The sequence below is a fragment of the Halapricum hydrolyticum genome, from assembly GCF_025517535.1.
In the GTDB taxonomy this organism is placed as follows: Archaea; Halobacteriota; Halobacteria; order Halobacteriales; family Haloarculaceae; genus Halapricum; species Halapricum hydrolyticum.
In genome coordinates this window covers 1-15,332 of sequence record NZ_JAOPKC010000030.1, presented here as the reverse complement: position 1 = coordinate 15,332, position 15,332 = coordinate 1, and the positions used below count along the sequence as shown (strand labels likewise).

General features: G+C 66.2%; 15 protein-coding genes and 1 tRNA gene. 12 read left to right on the top strand and 4 right to left on the bottom strand.

The features are described from left to right. Window positions 1-55 precede the first annotated feature (55 nt). Both lonB and OB916_RS15670 read left to right on the top strand, forming a co-directional pair. A complete protein-coding gene (lonB, locus tag OB916_RS15675) occupies window positions 56-2,248 on the top strand; it encodes an ATP-dependent protease LonB (protein WP_315910239.1) in 2,193 nt (730 codons plus the stop codon). After that, window positions 2,249-3,025 (top strand): CPBP family intramembrane glutamic endopeptidase, encoded by a 777-nt coding sequence (locus OB916_RS15670; RefSeq protein WP_315910238.1) that lies wholly within the window; start codon window positions 2,249-2,251, stop codon window positions 3,023-3,025. It abuts the gene before it with no gap. Between the two features lie 104 nt (window positions 3,026-3,129). Here the strand turns inward: OB916_RS15670 and OB916_RS15665 are convergent, their stop codons facing one another. After that, a complete protein-coding gene (locus tag OB916_RS15665; RefSeq protein WP_315910237.1) occupies window positions 3,130-3,591 on the bottom strand; it encodes a methylated-DNA--[protein]-cysteine S-methyltransferase in 462 nt (153 codons plus the stop codon). A gap of 60 nt (window positions 3,592-3,651) precedes the next feature. Beyond that, window positions 3,652-4,116: a DUF4260 domain-containing protein gene (locus OB916_RS15660; RefSeq protein WP_315910236.1), complete on the bottom strand. Its 465-nt coding sequence runs from the start codon at window positions 4,114-4,116 to the stop codon at window positions 3,652-3,654. Window positions 4,117-4,194: 78 nt separating this feature from the next. On the opposite strand from OB916_RS15660, the gene hmgA reads away from it, so the two are divergent. Both hmgA and OB916_RS15650 read left to right on the top strand, forming a co-directional pair. Next, window positions 4,195-5,406, top strand: coding sequence for a hydroxymethylglutaryl-CoA reductase (NADPH) (hmgA, locus tag OB916_RS15655; RefSeq protein WP_315910235.1), 1,212 nt, complete (start codon window positions 4,195-4,197; stop codon window positions 5,404-5,406). Window positions 5,407-5,425: 19 nt separating this feature from the next. Further along, entirely contained in the window at window positions 5,426-5,557 is a 132-nt protein-coding gene (locus OB916_RS15650; RefSeq protein WP_315910234.1) for a hypothetical protein, read from the top strand. Window positions 5,558-5,585: 28 nt separating this feature from the next. On the opposite strand, the gene OB916_RS15645 is transcribed toward OB916_RS15650, so the two are convergent. After that, window positions 5,586-7,478: an ABC1 kinase family protein gene (locus OB916_RS15645; protein WP_315910233.1), complete on the bottom strand. Its 1,893-nt coding sequence runs from the start codon at window positions 7,476-7,478 to the stop codon at window positions 5,586-5,588. Between the two features lie 105 nt (window positions 7,479-7,583). Here OB916_RS15645 and OB916_RS15640 point away from each other — a divergent pair, with 105 nt between their 5' ends. The 3 genes from OB916_RS15640 to OB916_RS15630 all read left to right on the top strand — a co-directional run bounded on the left by OB916_RS15640 (window position 7,584) and on the right by OB916_RS15630 (window position 10,430). Then, window positions 7,584-8,852 (top strand): hypothetical protein, encoded by a 1,269-nt coding sequence (locus OB916_RS15640; protein ID WP_315910232.1) that lies wholly within the window; start codon window positions 7,584-7,586, stop codon window positions 8,850-8,852. A gap of 97 nt (window positions 8,853-8,949) precedes the next feature. After that, window positions 8,950-9,474, top strand: a complete 525-nt coding sequence (locus OB916_RS15635) for an amino acid-binding protein (protein WP_315910231.1) — start codon at window positions 8,950-8,952, stop codon at window positions 9,472-9,474. After that, window positions 9,474-10,430 carry a homoserine dehydrogenase gene (locus OB916_RS15630; RefSeq protein WP_315910230.1) on the top strand — a complete coding sequence of 319 codons (957 nt, stop codon included), beginning with the start codon at window positions 9,474-9,476 and terminating at the stop codon, window positions 10,428-10,430. Before OB916_RS15635 ends, OB916_RS15630 begins: the two co-directional genes overlap by 1 nt. 92 nt (window positions 10,431-10,522) lie before the next feature. Here the strand turns inward: OB916_RS15630 and OB916_RS15625 are convergent, their stop codons facing one another. Continuing rightward, on the bottom strand, window positions 10,523-11,113 hold the full coding sequence (locus tag OB916_RS15625; protein WP_315910229.1) for a hypothetical protein: 591 nt from the start codon (window positions 11,111-11,113) through the stop codon (window positions 10,523-10,525). 176 nt (window positions 11,114-11,289) lie between these two features. Here OB916_RS15625 and OB916_RS15620 point away from each other — a divergent pair, with 176 nt between their 5' ends. The 5 genes from OB916_RS15620 (at window position 11,290) to OB916_RS15600 (ending at window position 14,653) form a co-directional block, all read left to right on the top strand. Next, on the top strand, window positions 11,290-11,817 hold the full coding sequence (locus OB916_RS15620; RefSeq protein ID WP_315910228.1) for an amino acid-binding protein: 528 nt from the start codon (window positions 11,290-11,292) through the stop codon (window positions 11,815-11,817). Continuing rightward, a complete protein-coding gene (locus tag OB916_RS15615; protein WP_315910227.1) occupies window positions 11,817-12,773 on the top strand; it encodes a homoserine dehydrogenase in 957 nt (318 codons plus the stop codon). Before OB916_RS15620 ends, OB916_RS15615 begins: the two co-directional genes overlap by 1 nt. A 114-nt stretch (window positions 12,774-12,887) precedes the next feature. Further along, a complete protein-coding gene (tuf, locus tag OB916_RS15610) occupies window positions 12,888-14,159 on the top strand; it encodes a translation elongation factor EF-1 subunit alpha (protein ID WP_315910226.1) in 1,272 nt (423 codons plus the stop codon). Continuing rightward, window positions 14,156-14,467, top strand: coding sequence for a 30S ribosomal protein S10 (rpsJ, locus tag OB916_RS15605; protein WP_229112221.1), 312 nt, complete (start codon window positions 14,156-14,158; stop codon window positions 14,465-14,467). The genes tuf and rpsJ overlap by 4 nt, the downstream gene beginning before the upstream one ends. A gap of 114 nt (window positions 14,468-14,581) precedes the next feature. Continuing rightward, a tRNA-Ala gene (locus OB916_RS15600) sits at window positions 14,582-14,653 on the top strand. Window positions 14,654-15,332: the final 679 nt, after the last annotated feature.

Here is a 15,332-nt window from a genome sequence, read left to right as displayed (position 1 = left end):
GGGAGAAAGTATATCAGTCGACAGACCCTGACTATCGATGACAGCAACGAATAGAATGAGCGAACATACAGACACTGACGGCGCCCCCGACGAAGACGGCACGACGTCGGCCGACAGCGAGTCGGAACGGGCCGTCGACGACGAGACCGAGGCGTCGTCCCCTCGGGCGGGCGACGACGAGACAGTCGAATCGACCGCCGACGAGGTCGAACTAACAGCCGAGGAGACGGCCACGGACGCGGCCGGAGCCGACGCTGATGACTCGAATGTCGACGTCGCGGCCGAGACAGGCACCGACGGCGACGGAGAGGCTGATCTCGGTAGTGATGTTTCTATCGAAGGCGACGAGGCGACGGTCGAAGATGACGAGGACGATCTGCTCGGTGGCATCGATATCGAGACGACAGAGGAGATTGAGGTGCCAGATCGACTGGTCGATCAGGTCATCGGCCAGGATCACGCCCGAGACATCGTGAAGAAGGCGGCAAAGCAGCGTCGCCACGTGATGATGATCGGCTCGCCCGGGACGGGCAAGTCGATGCTCGCAAAGGCGATGAGCCAGCTCCTGCCCAAGGAAGACCTGCAGGACGTGCTGGTCTATCACAACCCCGACGACGGCAACGAGCCGAAGGTTCGGACGGTGCCGGCGGGCAAGGGCGAACAGATCGTCGATGCCCACAAGGAGGAAGCCCGCAAGCGAAACCAGATGCGGTCGTTCCTGATGTGGATCATCATCATCGCGATCATCGGCTACGCGCTGTTCTTCGCCCGGAGTATCCTGCTGGGCATTCTCGCGGCCGGGATCGTCTTCCTCGTCTTCCGGTACATGAACCGCGGGTCCGACGCGATGATCCCCAACCTGCTGGTCAACAACGCCAACCAGCAGATCGCGCCCTTCGAGGACGCGACCGGTGCCCACGCCGGGGCACTGCTGGGTGACGTCCGTCACGACCCCTTCCAGTCAGGTGGCATGGAGACGCCCAGCCACGACCGCGTCGAGGCCGGCGCGATCCACAAGGCCAACAAGGGCGTCCTCTTCGTCGACGAGATCAACACCCTCGACATCCGGTCCCAGCAGAAGCTGATGACCGCGATCCAGGAGGGCGAGTTCTCGATCACGGGCCAGTCCGAACGCTCCTCGGGAGCGATGGTCCAGACAGAGCCCGTTCCGACGGACTTCATCATGGTCGCGGCAGGCAACCTCGACGCGATGGAGAACATGCACCCCGCCCTGCGCTCGCGGATCAAAGGCTACGGGTACGAGGTGTACATGGACGACACCATCGAGGACGAAGCGGAGATGCGCCGCAAGTACGCCCGCTTCGTCGCCCAGGAAGTCGAGAAGGACGGCCGTCTGCCCCACTTCACCGAAGAGGCCGTCGAGGAGATCATCCTGGAGGCCCGCAGGCGCGCCGGCCGGAAGGGCCATCTCACCCTCAAGCTGCGTGACCTCGGTGGCCTGGTCCGCGTGGCGGGCGACATCGCCCGCGCCGAGGACAAGGACTTCACCGAGCGCGAGGACGTCCTGCAGGCGAAACGACGCTCCCGTTCGATCGAACAGCAGCTGGCTGACAACTACATCGAACGGCGCAAGGACTACGAGCTGACAGTCAACACGGGCGACGTGGTCGGTCGCGTCAACGGGCTGGCCGTCATGGGCGAAGACAGCGGAATCGTCATGCCCGTCATGGCCGAAGTGACGCCCAGCCAGGGGCCCGGCCAGGTGATCGCGACCGGGAAGCTCCAGGAGATCGCCGAGGAGGCCGTCCAGAACGTCTCGGCGATCATCAAGAAGTTCAGCGACGAGGACATCTCCGAGAAGGACATCCACATCCAGTTCGTCCAGTCCTACGAGGGCGTCGAAGGGGACTCGGCCTCCGTCACCGTGGCGACGGCCGTCATCTCCGCGCTGGAGGACATCCCCATCGAGCAGGACGTGGCCATGACCGGATCGCTCTCCGTGCGCGGGGACGTGCTGCCGGTCGGCGGCGTCACCCACAAGATCGAGGCCGCGGCCAAATCCGGCATCAGCCGGGTCATCATCCCCGCGGCCAACGAGCAGGACGTGATGATCGAAGACGAGTACAAAGACCAGATCGAGATCATTCCCGTCCAGCACCTCTCTGAAGTCCTGGAGGTCGCGCTGGCGGGCGAACCCGAGAAGGACTCGCTGGTCGATCGCCTGCGGTCGATTACCGGGCAGGCGCTGGATCGCCAGGTCGGCCGCGGCTCGCCCAGCCCCCAGTAGATGGCTGAACCCCAGTGGGCCGCCTTCGTCGGGCTCACTGGACTCGTTTTGACGGCGTTTCTCGTTCTCGCCTGGCTTTCCGCCGGAGCGGTTCATGACCCGCCGACGATCGGCTGGCGGTTCATGCCGGTCGGTGTCGATCCGAGCGTCGAATCGCGACCGTCGATCCGCACACAGATTCCGCATCCACAACTGGCCGAGCTATCGACGGCGTCGCTACTGGCCAACGTCGCGGTCACGCAGGGACTGTTCGCCGTCGTGGTGGTCGGCGGAGCAGTCGCCTTTTCGATTCCGCCGCGGGCATTCGGGCTCGATACCGCGGCCGTGAGCGGCCAGGCCCTCCTGTGGGGGCTCGTGCTCGGGGCCGGCCTCTGGGCGGCCAGCGAGACCAGTTCCCGCGCACTCGACGTGGCGGGCATCGAGTACGACGAGCGCCTCAGATCGATGCTCGCACCCGAATCGCTCGGCGGCTGGGTCGTGTTGCTCGGCGTCGCGCTGCCGGCGGTCGCCGCCGTCGAGGAACTGCTCTTTCGGGCGGCGGCGATCGGCGTCGTCGCGGCCGGCTTCGGCGTCTCGCCGTGGCTACTGGTCGTCGGCTCCTCGGTCGCCTTCGGACTGGGTCACGGCGCACAGGGCCGGGCGGGGATCGCCGTGACCGGCGTGCTCGGAACTGTCCTCGCGAGCGCGTTCGTCCTCTCTGGGAGTCTGTTGACGGTCGTCGTCGCTCACTACCTGATCAATGCGCTGGAGCTTGTCGTTCACGAGGGACTCGCGTGACTCATACTGCCGGCTGTACGTTCGTACAGATATTCGCCACCCCGGGGTGGCGAATTATTTCGAAATGGTACAGCCGGCAGTATCACGAACCCCGGCGGCCCATCTTACAGCCCTTCGATCCGGCGGAGCTGATCGACGACGTCGCTCGGGGCAGCCGACGGCCCGTCACGGACCCGGTGATCGGGGAGTAACAGCGGCGCGGGGTTCTCCCTGAGGGCCATGCGAACCGTCTCCCGGTCGCTCGCCTCCTCGGGATCGAGCCCCGGCGTCATCCGCGTCAGTTGCTCGACGCTCACGTCCTCGCCGTAGGGGACGTCCCGGAGTGCCTCGAGCACCGATCGCCGGTCGGTCGGCACAGTCAACGCGACCGTGACGTCCGCGAAGTCGTCACGCTCGCCCTCGAGGTAGCTCTCGATCCGATCGAGCAACGGATGGTCGCTCCCGGCTTGCTCGTCCGGCTCGTCGGGAAACGAGACCGCGAGAACGCGCTCGCCCGCGACGCCGGTCTGGACGTGGCGATCGAGGATGCTGGATTCACGCGCGTAGATGCCGGCAGCGTCGGTCATGTTAGGGATGTCGAGCGTGACGAACTTGAAGGCTCCGCGGCGTCTGCGCAGTCGACGGTATCACTCCTCCTCAACAAGTACCGACAGTGGCGCGGGCTGGATCGAGAGGTGGGTATCTTTGAACCCGCTCGAATACTTCATACTGTCGGCTGTAAGTTCGTGGAGATTTTCGGCACCCGGGGTGCCGAAATCCTGCCGAAATGTTACAGCCGACAGTATCAGCCCGTAGCCGACCGCGCGATCGGCGCCGATGTGAGCGCCCCAGATCAGCGCGACGAGTACCGCCGTCGTGACGTCCGCGTAGAGGCCGGCCCCGCCGAGTGCAGCCGGTAAGACGTACGTATGAGCGGTGTTGTAGCTGAGGCTCCCGACCTCGGGACCGGCCAGGTAGCCGACCATCGCCAGGTCGGGAGCGAGCGCGAGGACAACGAGCAGCCACAGTGGTCCATCAAGAACGAAGAACGCGGCGAGTGCACTGACGAAGACGGTCACGCCCTCCAGTCGCAGGTAGGTTCGTGGTTCCATGGCGAAACGTCGGCGTTCTCCCGGAAAGACCCATCGCCGAAAGCAACGTTTAGGGTCGCGGGACCGTCATCTGTTGGCATGCCAAGCGCAGCAGACCTCGCCGAGCGCGTCAAGGAAGGCGACCTCCGGCTGTACGAACTCGAAGACCACGCCGACGCCGACACGGCAGCCGCGGCTCGCCGGCAACTGCTGGCCGAGGAAGTCGGAGCCGACCTGGAGACGGTCGGCGACTACTCGTTCCCCGCCGACCGCGCCGATCCAAACATCGAGAACATGATCGGCGCGGCCCAGATCCCGATGGGGGTCGCCGGGCCGCTTCCCGTCGACGGGTCGGCGGCCGAGGACGACTTCTACGTCCCGCTCGCGACGACGGAAGGCGCACTCGTCGCCAGCGTCAACCGCGGGATGGGGGCTATCCGCGAGGCCGGCGGCGCCAACGCCGAGGTCCTGAAGTACGGGATCACCCGCGCGCCGGTGTTCTCGGTCTCGGGCGTCAAAGAGGCCGCCGAGGTCGTCGAGTGGGTCGAGGACAACGAGGATCTCATCGAGGAAGTCGCCGAGGAGACTGACCCGCATATCAAGTACCAGGACGTCACGCCCTACGTCGTCGGCGACAACGTCTTCCTCCGGTTCGATTTCGACACCGGCGACGCCATGGGGATGAACATGGTGACCATCGCCAGCCGGTCGGTCGCCGAGACGATCGAAGCGGAGACGCCGGCCTCGCTCGTCGCGGTCTCGGGCAACCTCTGTACCGACAAGAAGCCCGCCGCGATCAACGCCGTCGAGGGACGCGGGTACACCGTCGCGGCCGACGTCTTCCTGCCCAGCGAGGTCGTCGAGGACCGCTTCGGGACGACCGCCGAGGCCATCGCCGAGGTCAACACCCGCAAGAACCTGGTCGGCAGCGCCAAGGCCGCCAGCCTGGGGTTCAACGCCCACGTCGCCAATATCGTCGGGGCGGCCTTCCTCGCGCTCGGCCAGGACGAGGCGCACGTCGTCGACGGATCGAACGCGATCACGAGCGTCGAAGCTCGCGAAGACGGTCTCTACGCCTCCGTGACCTTCTCCTCGCTGCCGGTCGGGACCGTCGGCGGCGGGACCGGCCTGCCGACCCAGTCCGAGGCGCTCGATGTCCTCGGCCTCGCCGGCGGCGGCGACCCCGTCGGGACGAACGGCGACGCGCTGGCGGAAGTTATCGCCGCGGCGGGACTCGCCGGCGAGCTCTCGCTGCTCGGCGCGCTCGCGGGCCGGCACCTCGCCAGCGCCCACGAGGAACACGGCCGGTAGACGAACGGCACGAACCGTCATGACTCACGACACGCCAGGCGAAGACACCAGTGACCTGCGGTGGTGCGAGCAGTGTCAGCTCTCGGTCGAGCCGGTCGAAGGCGACTCGGGCCCGGAGTGTCCGGCCTGCGGGACCAGTCTGGAGCAGTAGCGTTCCGGGTCCTGCTCGACCGGCAGTGTCACTCTTCTCGCCCTCGCTCGCCCTTGCTGCGCTGTCGCCCCCGGAGGCTGCGCTGGGCCATCGCGGCGCCAGCCTGGACGTCCCGGCGCGGCCCCGACGTCCGGAAGGCGCGCTTCGTGAGCACGCCGAGCAGCAACGCCGCGCCAGCGGCGACGACCGCCCACGATCCGTTGCCGACGCCGTACAGCCCCGCAGTGGCGACGACGGCGGCAGCGGTCGCGCTTCCGAACACGACCTGGCGAGCCAGGCGGCCGAAGACACTGTCCTCGGACTCGATGTCCATCGACACGCGGAGGGCGTCGTGCTCCTGGCGGTCAAGCGCGGCTTCGAGCTGTCGGGGCACGCGGCGCACGCTCCGTTCGAACTCGACCGCACGCGAGCGCACCTCCTCGCGGACCCGATCCGCGGTCGCGGTCTCAGTCGCCCGATCGGCGACGTACTCCCTGACGACGCTGATGAAGTCGAAGTCGGGATCGAGCGTCCGACAGACCCCCTCGAGGACGCTCGAGACGCGGACGACCAGTGCGAGGTTCTGCGGGAGGCGCATCGGCAGCTCCTGCATCGTCCCCTGGAACTGCTCGAACAGCTCGGCCACCTGGTACTGGCTGATGTCCTCGCCGCGGAAGCTGTCCAGCACGAGTTCGAACCCCTGTGCCATCAGCTGTCGGTCGGCGGCCGGATCGAGCGCACCAAGCGCGATGAACGCGTCGATCATCCGGTCGACGTCGTCCTCGGCGACGGCGACGTAGAACTCGAACAGCTGCTCGCGGGTCCGCTCGTCGAGCCGCCCCGCCATCCCGAAGTCGTAGAAGACGATCGTCCCGTCGTCCCTGACGGCCAGATTGCCCGGATGTGGATCGGCGTGAAAGAGGCCGTGTTCGACGATCATCCGAATGTAGGCGTTCTCCAGCCGTTCGACCAGCGCTGATCGGTCGATCCCTCTGCGTTCGAGCGCCTCGAGGTCGGTGATCTTGACGCCGTCGACGTACTCCATGACGAGCACGCGATCGGTCGAGTGCTCGTGTGCGACCGTCGGCAGGCGGATCTTCGGGTCGTCGGCGAAGTTCTCGGCGATCCGTTCGAGCGTCTGGGCCTCCAGTTCGTAATCCATCTCCCGGCGGATCGACGCCGCGAACTCATCGGCGAGGTTCTCCAGCGTGAACTGCTGGGATTGCGGGGCGAGCCGGGCCAAAACCGGGACGAGCACCGACAGCACCCGGATGTCGGCCTCGACCCGTCGCCTGATCCCCGGCCGCAGGACCTTCACCGCGACCCGTTCGCCGTCGAGGCGCGCGGTGTAGACCTGCCCGAGACTCGCGCCGCTGATCGGCTCGCGATCGAACGACTCGAAGACCGACTCGACGTCGCCGATCTCCTCGTCCAGCAGCGGTTCGACGTCGTCCCAGGGATCTGGCGGAACCCGGTCCTGCAGTCGCGAGAGGACCGTCACATACGCTCGCGGGAGCACGTCCGGGCGCGTCGAGAGCAGTTGTCCGAGCTTGATGAACGTCGGCCCGAGCGAAACGAACGACGAGAGCAGGTACTCGGCGCGCTCGCGGCGCGTTTCGTCGGTAACATCGCGTCGGCCGCCGAAAAGCAGGTAGCGCCGCCGGTCGCGCCACCAGCCGACCGCGAGCGGCAGGAACGTCCCGACGACGACCAGCAACCGCCACAGCGCCCGAGCGCGAACGCGCAGTCCGGCCGCTTCGGCGTGAGGGTGGGTCGAGCTGGCGTGCGAGCCGGACGATCCGGCGTGCGGATCGGCCGAGTTGATACGCGAGCCGCCATCAGTCGAGCCGGTACGCGAGCCGCTCGCCCTCGCCTGCGCCCCGCTCACTGAATCCGCGGGCGTCGAGCTCGTCGGCGTCGGACCGTTCGATTCGGACGACATCGCCTTGGCGTCCACAGGGGCGCGGCGGCCTTGTAGGTTGGCTCTCGGGACGTCCGATTCCTCTAGCCGTCAGAGTCATGCTCTTGGGGTCTCGATATCGTGTCAATGCGTCGCAGGTACACGATCGCGGCGACCGTGTTCGCGCTGGCGGTCGTCTTCGGTGGCGTGCTCGTCGTGTTCACGACGCCGACAGTGCAGACGCTCCCGGCGGAGACGGCCGACGACGGAGAGCGAGATCTGTTCCGTTTCGAAGGCGACGACAGCGGCGTCTGGACGTATCTGAGCCCGAGCCAGGAGTTCAGAAAGCGCAGCCCGATCAACGTCGTCGTCCGCGGCGACGCCGACACCGTCGTCGGAGCGTTGCGCGCGAGCGACGAGCGGACCTGGAACCGGACCGACGACCGCCAGCGACACGTCGAGCCGACCGATTCGGTACCCGAAGACGTCAATCTCACCGGGACGGCCATCGAGTGGGGTGAGACGACCGGCACGGCCCGCTACGCGTACGTTCACGGCGGCGAGACGGGCGAGTGGATCCGCGAGACCGACCAGCTCCACAACGGCGACTACTACGGCCACCGGACGCACATCCGGCTCTACGAGTCGCCGGTTCCCGACGAGGAGCCGTGGGTCGCCATGCAGGTCCACACCGAGCACTTCGACTGGTTCACGCTCCGCCACTCCGTCGACGGCGTCGAAGAGGGCCAGCGACAGGTCGAACGCGAGTTCCTGAACGAGCCGCCCGTCGAGCGCATCTGGCGGGCGCATTTCGACAACGACGACCCCTCGGACGCCGACGGTTGGGCCACGATCGTCGAGCTGTTCGTCGCCCTGCCCGCATTCGGGTTCGGGCTCGTCTCCGCCCGGGAGATCTGGGGGCGGCGACTCACGTCGGTCGACCGGGCGCGGGTCCGGGCGATCGTCGACAGGGTAACTGTCCGGCACGGCATGCTGTTCGGGAGTATCGTCGCGCTCGTGCTGGGCGTTCGTGCGGCCGGCATCCTGCTCGAGTGGTACGTGCCCGCCCTCTCGATGCACGCGATCGCGGCGCTTCTGTACCCGTTCATCGCCGTCGGCATCCCGATCGTGACCTACGCGTTTGCCCGAAAGATGACGCGACGGATGGACGCCGCTGTCACGGGAGCCAGCGGCCTCGCGGTCGCGTTCCTGCTGGATTATGGCTATCTCGGCGTCGAGGTCCTGCCGATCGAGATCGTCCTCCAGCGGGTCGGCGTCGTCCTGGCGCTGGGTCTGATTGCCGGCGGAACCGTCCATCGCGCGACGCGTGACCGCCACCGAAACCGGTTGCTCGCTGGCGCGGTCCTGCTGTGGGCCGGGTTGCTTCTCGGGACGCTGTTTCAGTATATCGGCTAGGTCAGCCCTCGCGACGCCGCGGATACGAAATTGACTTACAACCGCCGCTACCAGACGAAACAAACATGAACGCTTCCGATTCCGGGGTGAGCGTCCGATGAGCGAGACGCGGACGCAGTCCTACACGGTGCGACTGGAACTGGTCGACGAGCCCGGCGAACTGCTCCGGACGCTGGAGCCGATCGCCGACAACGGCGGGAACCTGCTGTCGATCTTCCACGAGCGGGGCAACGTCACGCCGCGCGGACACATTCCAGTCGAGGTCGATCTGGAGGCGACGCCGGAGCGATTCGAGACGATCGTCGAAGCGCTGCACGACGCCGGCGTCAACGTCGTCCAGGCCGGCCAGGAACGCTACAGCGAGGAGCTGACGGTCGTCCTCGTGGGCCACCTCGTCGACACCGACCTCTCGGACACGCTCTCGCGATTGCGGGCCGAAAACGGGGCCGTTTCGGACGTGTCGCTGTCCGCGCCAGAAGGCACAGAAGGCGAGTCCAGTGCCCGACTCCGGCTGAAGACCGACCGGGGCGCAGTCGAGGAGACGCTGGACGCCGTGCGAACGGTCGCCGACGAGAAAGACCTGCGCGTGATCGAGCCGCTTGCGGCCGGAGGTGGTGTCTGATGCGGCTTGCGATCGTCGGGACCGGCACCGTCGGGAGTTCCGTCGCGCAACTGGCCGGCGACTACGGTCACACGGTCACCGCGATGGCGAACGTCGAGGCCGCGACGATCGATTCCGGCGGGATCGACGTCGAAGCCGCGCTCGAACGCCAGCACGAGGGCGAGCGCCACCTCGGTGAGGACGATCCCGAGGACGCACTCGAGGCCGACTACGACGTGCTCGTGGAGGCGACGCCGGTCACGCTCGGCGACGCCCAGCCCGGATTCGGCCACCTCGAGCGAGCGCTCCAGCTCGATCGGCACGTCGTGCTGGCGAACAAGGGGCCGATGGCCGAACGCTACGGCGAGGTGATGGATCTGGCCGAACAGAGCGCGGGCGAGGTCCGGTTCGAGGCGACGGTCGGAGGTGCGATCCCGGTGCTGTCAACGATCGAGGACTACGGCCCGGAGACGATCACCGCCGCGCGCGGCGTACTCAACGGGACCGCGAACTTTATCCTCTCACGGATGGCCAGCGCCGGGCTAGGCTACGAACACGTGCTCGCGGAGGCGCAAGATCTGGGCGTCGCCGAGACCGATCCCTCCTTCGACGTGGAGGGGACCGACGCGGCCCTGAAGTGCGTCATCCTGGCGAACGTCCTCGCGGAGGGCGACCGGGAGTACACCCTCGAGGACGCGGCCGTCGAGGGGATCAAGGACATCCCCGAGAGCGCCCTGGAACTGGCTCAGGAAGACGGCCGGACGATCCGGCTGATCGGTGAGGTTGCAGGCGGGGAGATCCGCGTGGGACCGCGGCTGGTCCCCGAACACAGCGAACTCGCGGTCACCGGGACGACCAACATCGTCCAGCTGGAGACCGAGAACGCGGGGCGACTGAACCTCTCGGGTCGCGGTGCTGGCGGCCCCGAAACCGCGACGGCGATGCTGGCGGACGTCGGCAGGCTCCCTCCGCTCTGACAGCCGTCACGCTACTACGAGCCGCGAGTTCTCCAACCGAGAAGTAGCCTCACAATCGCGACTGCACGCTGACGGCGTGACCGGAACGCCGTTCACGTCTGTGGTGTGTGACGGGATTCTCTCGCTGAATCAAAGTAGAAACCGGTGACGGCACCGCCGATCGCACCGAACGCGATCGGGTAGACGACACCCGCGATGACGAGCGCACGGAGCGGACTGGGCGCCACGCCGCCCTGGGTGGCGACGAACAGCCCGAGGAGCACGAGCAGGAAATACCCGAGCGCGAGAGTGACGCCAGCCATCGCTCCGTCCCTGGCCGTCCTCGCGCCGGCGAAACGTGCCATCGTCACGCCCCCGATCAGAAGGACGACGACGGGCACGAGATAGAGATACTCGACGCCGAGCAGTTCGACGGTGTCGATGAGGTCGCCGCCAGCCCAGCGATCACCGCCCGGGCCGAATACCTCGGGTGTCCGCGTGCCGACGAAGTGACTGTCGTAAAATACCCACAGAACCGCCCGCCAGTCCGGCACGCCGCCGCCGAAGACCCCGCCGATCATGAGATCCGCGATCTTCGCGCCGGCGAAGATCCACGTGAGCAGGTAGCCAGTAAAGAAACCGAGAGCGCCGGCGGCTGCCCCGCGGGCGAGCGCAGCGCTACGAGTTCGAGACCTGATGTCCATGTCTACATATTGGATGTCTAAGGTGATAGGTGTATGCTATTTCAGAACGGAGCGTCGAACGAAGACGGTACGTCTGGTTTGTGGCGACCGCCGTCGGTTTCTCGTCCGAACTTTCTTGACGGCGTCCGGCGTACGCCAGGTAGCATGAACCCGATCGAGAGCGGGGTGAGCGTCCGATGAGCGAGACGCGAACCCAGGCGTACACGGTGCGACTGGAGCTGGTCGACGAACCAGGGGAACTACTCCGAGCGCTGGAACCGATCGCCGACAACGGCGGGAACCTGCTGTCGATCTTCCACGAGCGGGGCAACGTCACGCCGCGCGGACACATTCCAGTCGAGGTCGATCTGGAGGCGACGCCGGAGCGATTCGAGACGATCGTCGAAGCGCTACGCGACGCCGGCGTCAACGTCGTCCAGGCCGGCCAGGAACGCTACAGCGAGGAGCTGACGATCGTGCTGGTCGGGCATCTCGTCGACACCGACCTCTCGGACACGCTCTCGCGATTGCGGACGGAAACGAACAGTCGTGTCGCGGACCTCTCGCTGTCCGCACCCGAGGGAACCGACGACGAATCGAGTGCCCGACTCCGGCTGAAGACCGACCAGGGGGCGGTCGGAGAGACGCTACAGGCGGTGCGGACAGTCGCCGACGAGAAGGACTTGCGCGTCATCGAGCCGCTGGCGACCGGAGGTGGCGTCTGATGCGTCTGGCGATCGCAGGTGCAGGCGCCGTCGGCAGTTCAGTCGCACAACTGGCCGGCGACTACGGGCACAGGGTGACCGCAGTAGCCGATTCGAGCTCGGCCGCGATCGACCCCGACGGCCTCGACGTCGACGCCGTCCTCGAACGCAAGGACAGCGAGGGGGCTGTCGGGACGGCAGATCCGGGAGACGCCCTCGAGACCGACTACGACGTGCTCGTGGAGGCGACGCCGACGACGCTCGGCGACGCCCAGCCCGGGTTCGGCCACCTCCAGCGGGCGCTCCAGCGCGACCGTCACGTCGTGCTGGCGAACAAAGGGCCAGTCGCGGAACGGTACGGCGAGGTGATGGCCCTGGCCGAGGACAGCGCGGGCGAGGTCCGGTTCGAGGCGACGGTCGGGGGTGCGATCCCGGTACTGTCGACGATCGAGGACTACGGGCCGGAGACGATCACCGCCGCGCGCGGCGTGCTCAACGGGACCGCGAACTTCATCCTCTCGCGGATGGCTGCGGAGGGACTCGATTACGAGCACGTGCTCGCGGAAGCACAGGATCTGGGCGTCGCGGAGGCAGATCCGTCCTTCGACGTGGAGGGGACGGACGCGGCACTGAAATGCGTCATCCTGGCGAACGTCCTGTCTGACGGCCGGGAGTACACCCTCGAGGACGCGACCGTCGAGGGGATCGAGGCGATCCCGCCGAGCGCGCTCGAACTCGCCCGCGGGGACGGCCGGACGATCCGGCTGATCGGCGAGGTCGCGGGCGGAGAGATCCGCGTAGGGCCGCGGCTGGTTCCCGAGCAGGCCGATCTCGCGCCGAGTGGCACCCGAAACATCGTCCAGCTGGAGACCGAGAACGCGGGGCGGTTGAACCTCTCGGGACGCGGCGCGGGTGGTCCCGAAACCGCGACGGCTGTGCTCTCCGATATCAACCGACTTACCCGAGCCGTTCCGTGACAGCAGTTCCCAAAACGCAAGACGGCGACGGGACGGTGCCTGTAGCGTATCGAAACGGTTTTAATTGCTTCTGACGAAAGATTCCGATACAGCGCCTCTGCGCGTGAGATACCAATGAGTGAGGACAAACCGCACCAGAACCTGGCCATCATCGGCCACGTTGACCACGGGAAGAGTACAATGGTCGGACGGCTCCTGTTCGAGACAGGATCCGTACCCGAGCACGTCATCGAACAGTACCGCGAAGAAGCCGAAGAGAAGGGCAAGGGCGGATTCGAGTTCGCCTACGTGATGGACAACCTCGCCGAGGAGCGAGAGCGCGGTGTCACCATCGACATTGCCCACCAGGAGTTCGACACCGACGAGTACTACTTCACCATCGTCGACTGTCCTGGTCACCGCGACTTCGTGAAGAACATGATCACCGGCGCGAGCCAGGCCGACAACGCGGTCCTGGTCGTCGCCGCCGACGACGGCGTTCAGCCCCAGACCCAGGAGCACGTCTTCCTCTCGAAGACACTGGGTATCGACGAGCTGATCGTCGCCGTCAACAAGATGGACCTCGTCGACTACAGCGAGTCCGACTACAAGCAGGTCGTCGAAGAGGTCAAGCAGCTCCTCAACCAGGTGTCGTTCGACACCGAAGACGCGAGCTTCATTCCGACCTCTGCGTTCGAGGGCGACAACGTCTCCGAGGAGTCGGAGAACACGCCCTGGTACGACGGCGAGACCCTCCTGGAAGCGCTCAACAACCTGCCGGAGCCCCAGCCGCCGACGGACGCGCCGCTGCGACTGCCGATCCAGGACGTCTACACGATCTCCGGTATCGGGACCGTCCCCGTCGGACGGATCGAGACCGGGACGATGAACCCGGGCGACAACGTCAGCTTCCAGCCGTCTGACGTCGGTGGCGAGGTCAAGACCATCGAGATGCACCACGAGGAAGTCGACCACGCGGGCCCCGGCGACAACGTCGGGTTCAACGTCCGCGGCATCGGCAAGGACGACATCCGCCGCGGCGACGTCTGTGGACCGGCCGACGACCCGCCGACGGTCGCCGAGACCTTCCAGGCGCAGATCGTCGTCATGCAGCACCCCAGCGTGATCACCGCCGGCTACACGCCGGTCTTCCACGCACACACTGCACAGGTCGCCTGTACGGTCGAGTCCATCGACAAGAAGATCGACCCCTCCTCCGGCGAGGTCGCCGAGGAGAACCCCGACTTCATCCAGTCGGGTGACGCTGCAGTCGTGACCGTGCGACCGCAGAAACCGCTCAGCATCGAGCCGTCCAGCGAGATTCCCGAGCTCGGGTCCTTCGCCATCCGTGACATGGGTCAGACCATCGCGGCAGGGAAGGTCCTGAGCGTTCAAGAGCGCGAATAATGCAGCAAGCACGCGTTCGGCTCGCGGGCACGAACCCGGATGATCTGGACGACATCTGCGATGACGTCCGCGAGATCGCCAACAAGACCGGCGTCAAGCTCAGCGGGCCCGTCCCGCTGCCGACCAAGACGCTGGAAGTGCCCGCCCGGAAGTCACCCGACGGTGAAGGGACGGCAACCTGGGAGCACTGGGAGATGCGCGTCCACAAGCGGCTGATCGACATCGACGCCGACGAGCGTGCGCTCCGCCAGCTGATGCGCATCCAGGTCCCCAACGACGTCTCCATCGAGATCGTCCTCGAGGACTAACGGGACCGCCACGCTTGCGGGAGTCGAGCGGTGTCCGCACCGTTCAGAACGCGGGTCTCACGCGCAGGGGAATCGTATCATTCAAACACCTGCGCTTCGTGGGACGACATACGCGGGCCGGTAGATCAGTGGCAGATCGCTTCCTTCGCAAGGAAGAGGCCCGGGGTTCAAATCCCCGCCGGTCCACTACCACTTTTTACTGCACGGGGTTTCCTCGGCTTGCTACGCGAGCCTGCGGGAACCCCGTTTGCAAAAACTTGGGGAAAAACTGCCGGACACTCGGCCGACGGCCTCGTGTCCGGTGAACCGCGCCTTCGGCGCGGATGCTTGCGACACAGACAAAAGACCGGATCCGTGGATCAGATGTCGGCGAGTTCAAATCCCCGCGCTCGATATTTGTTGTCGTTCGCAAACCGCGAGCGACGCAAATATGAGAGGTGGGATTTGAATGAGAGAACACGCAGCGCCGAGCAACGCGAGGCGACCGTGTTCGCGTGGTTCAAATCCCCGCGCTCGATATTAGCTAATCGACGAGCACCGCGTCGCGTGTGCAGCCGGACAGCCGATGACGTGGGCTCTTCGTCGGGAGCATAGCACGCGGACAGGGTCTGTGCTACGTTTTCACCCCCTTTGTTTCTTATCGAAAATATGTATTTTCACGGTATAGTGGACCTATAACGCTGGTATTTGTTCGAGTTGCAGCGACGGTTGGCGGACAGAACTACCGTCGCCCCGGTCGTCCGAACGGAGTTGACATCCTCCCCGCCCTGAACAGTAGTTGCCGATTCAAATTGCAGGATGTTCGCTGAGGTACGACGCGATCGTCGAAATCCGACTTGAGCCGGTTGTTCAAGCAGTGATTCGA

Coding starts and splice junctions, on each gene's coding strand:
- OB916_RS15615 (WP_315910227.1), top strand. CDS start 11,817: ATGCGTCTGGCGATCGCAGGTGCAGGCGCCGTCGGCAGTTCAGTCGCA.
- OB916_RS15665 (WP_315910237.1), bottom strand. CDS start 3,591: ATGACCGACGCTGCCGGCATCTACGCGCGTGAATCCAGCATCCTCGAT.
- tuf (WP_315910226.1), top strand. CDS start 12,888: ATGAGTGAGGACAAACCGCACCAGAACCTGGCCATCATCGGCCACGTT.
- OB916_RS15660 (WP_315910236.1), bottom strand. CDS start 4,116: ATGGAACCACGAACCTACCTGCGACTGGAGGGCGTGACCGTCTTCGTC.
- hmgA (WP_315910235.1), top strand. CDS start 4,195: ATGCCAAGCGCAGCAGACCTCGCCGAGCGCGTCAAGGAAGGCGACCTC.
- OB916_RS15625 (WP_315910229.1), bottom strand. CDS start 11,113: ATGGACATCAGGTCTCGAACTCGTAGCGCTGCGCTCGCCCGCGGGGCA.
- lonB (WP_315910239.1), top strand. CDS start 56: ATGAGCGAACATACAGACACTGACGGCGCCCCCGACGAAGACGGCACG.
- OB916_RS15635 (WP_315910231.1), top strand. CDS start 8,950: ATGAGCGAGACGCGGACGCAGTCCTACACGGTGCGACTGGAACTGGTC.
- OB916_RS15630 (WP_315910230.1), top strand. CDS start 9,474: ATGCGGCTTGCGATCGTCGGGACCGGCACCGTCGGGAGTTCCGTCGCG.
- OB916_RS15645 (WP_315910233.1), bottom strand. CDS start 7,478: ATGTCGTCCGAATCGAACGGTCCGACGCCGACGAGCTCGACGCCCGCG.
- OB916_RS15650 (WP_315910234.1), top strand. CDS start 5,426: ATGACTCACGACACGCCAGGCGAAGACACCAGTGACCTGCGGTGGTGC.
- OB916_RS15640 (WP_315910232.1), top strand. CDS start 7,584: ATGCGTCGCAGGTACACGATCGCGGCGACCGTGTTCGCGCTGGCGGTC.
- OB916_RS15620 (WP_315910228.1), top strand. CDS start 11,290: ATGAGCGAGACGCGAACCCAGGCGTACACGGTGCGACTGGAGCTGGTC.
- OB916_RS15670 (WP_315910238.1), top strand. CDS start 2,249: ATGGCTGAACCCCAGTGGGCCGCCTTCGTCGGGCTCACTGGACTCGTT.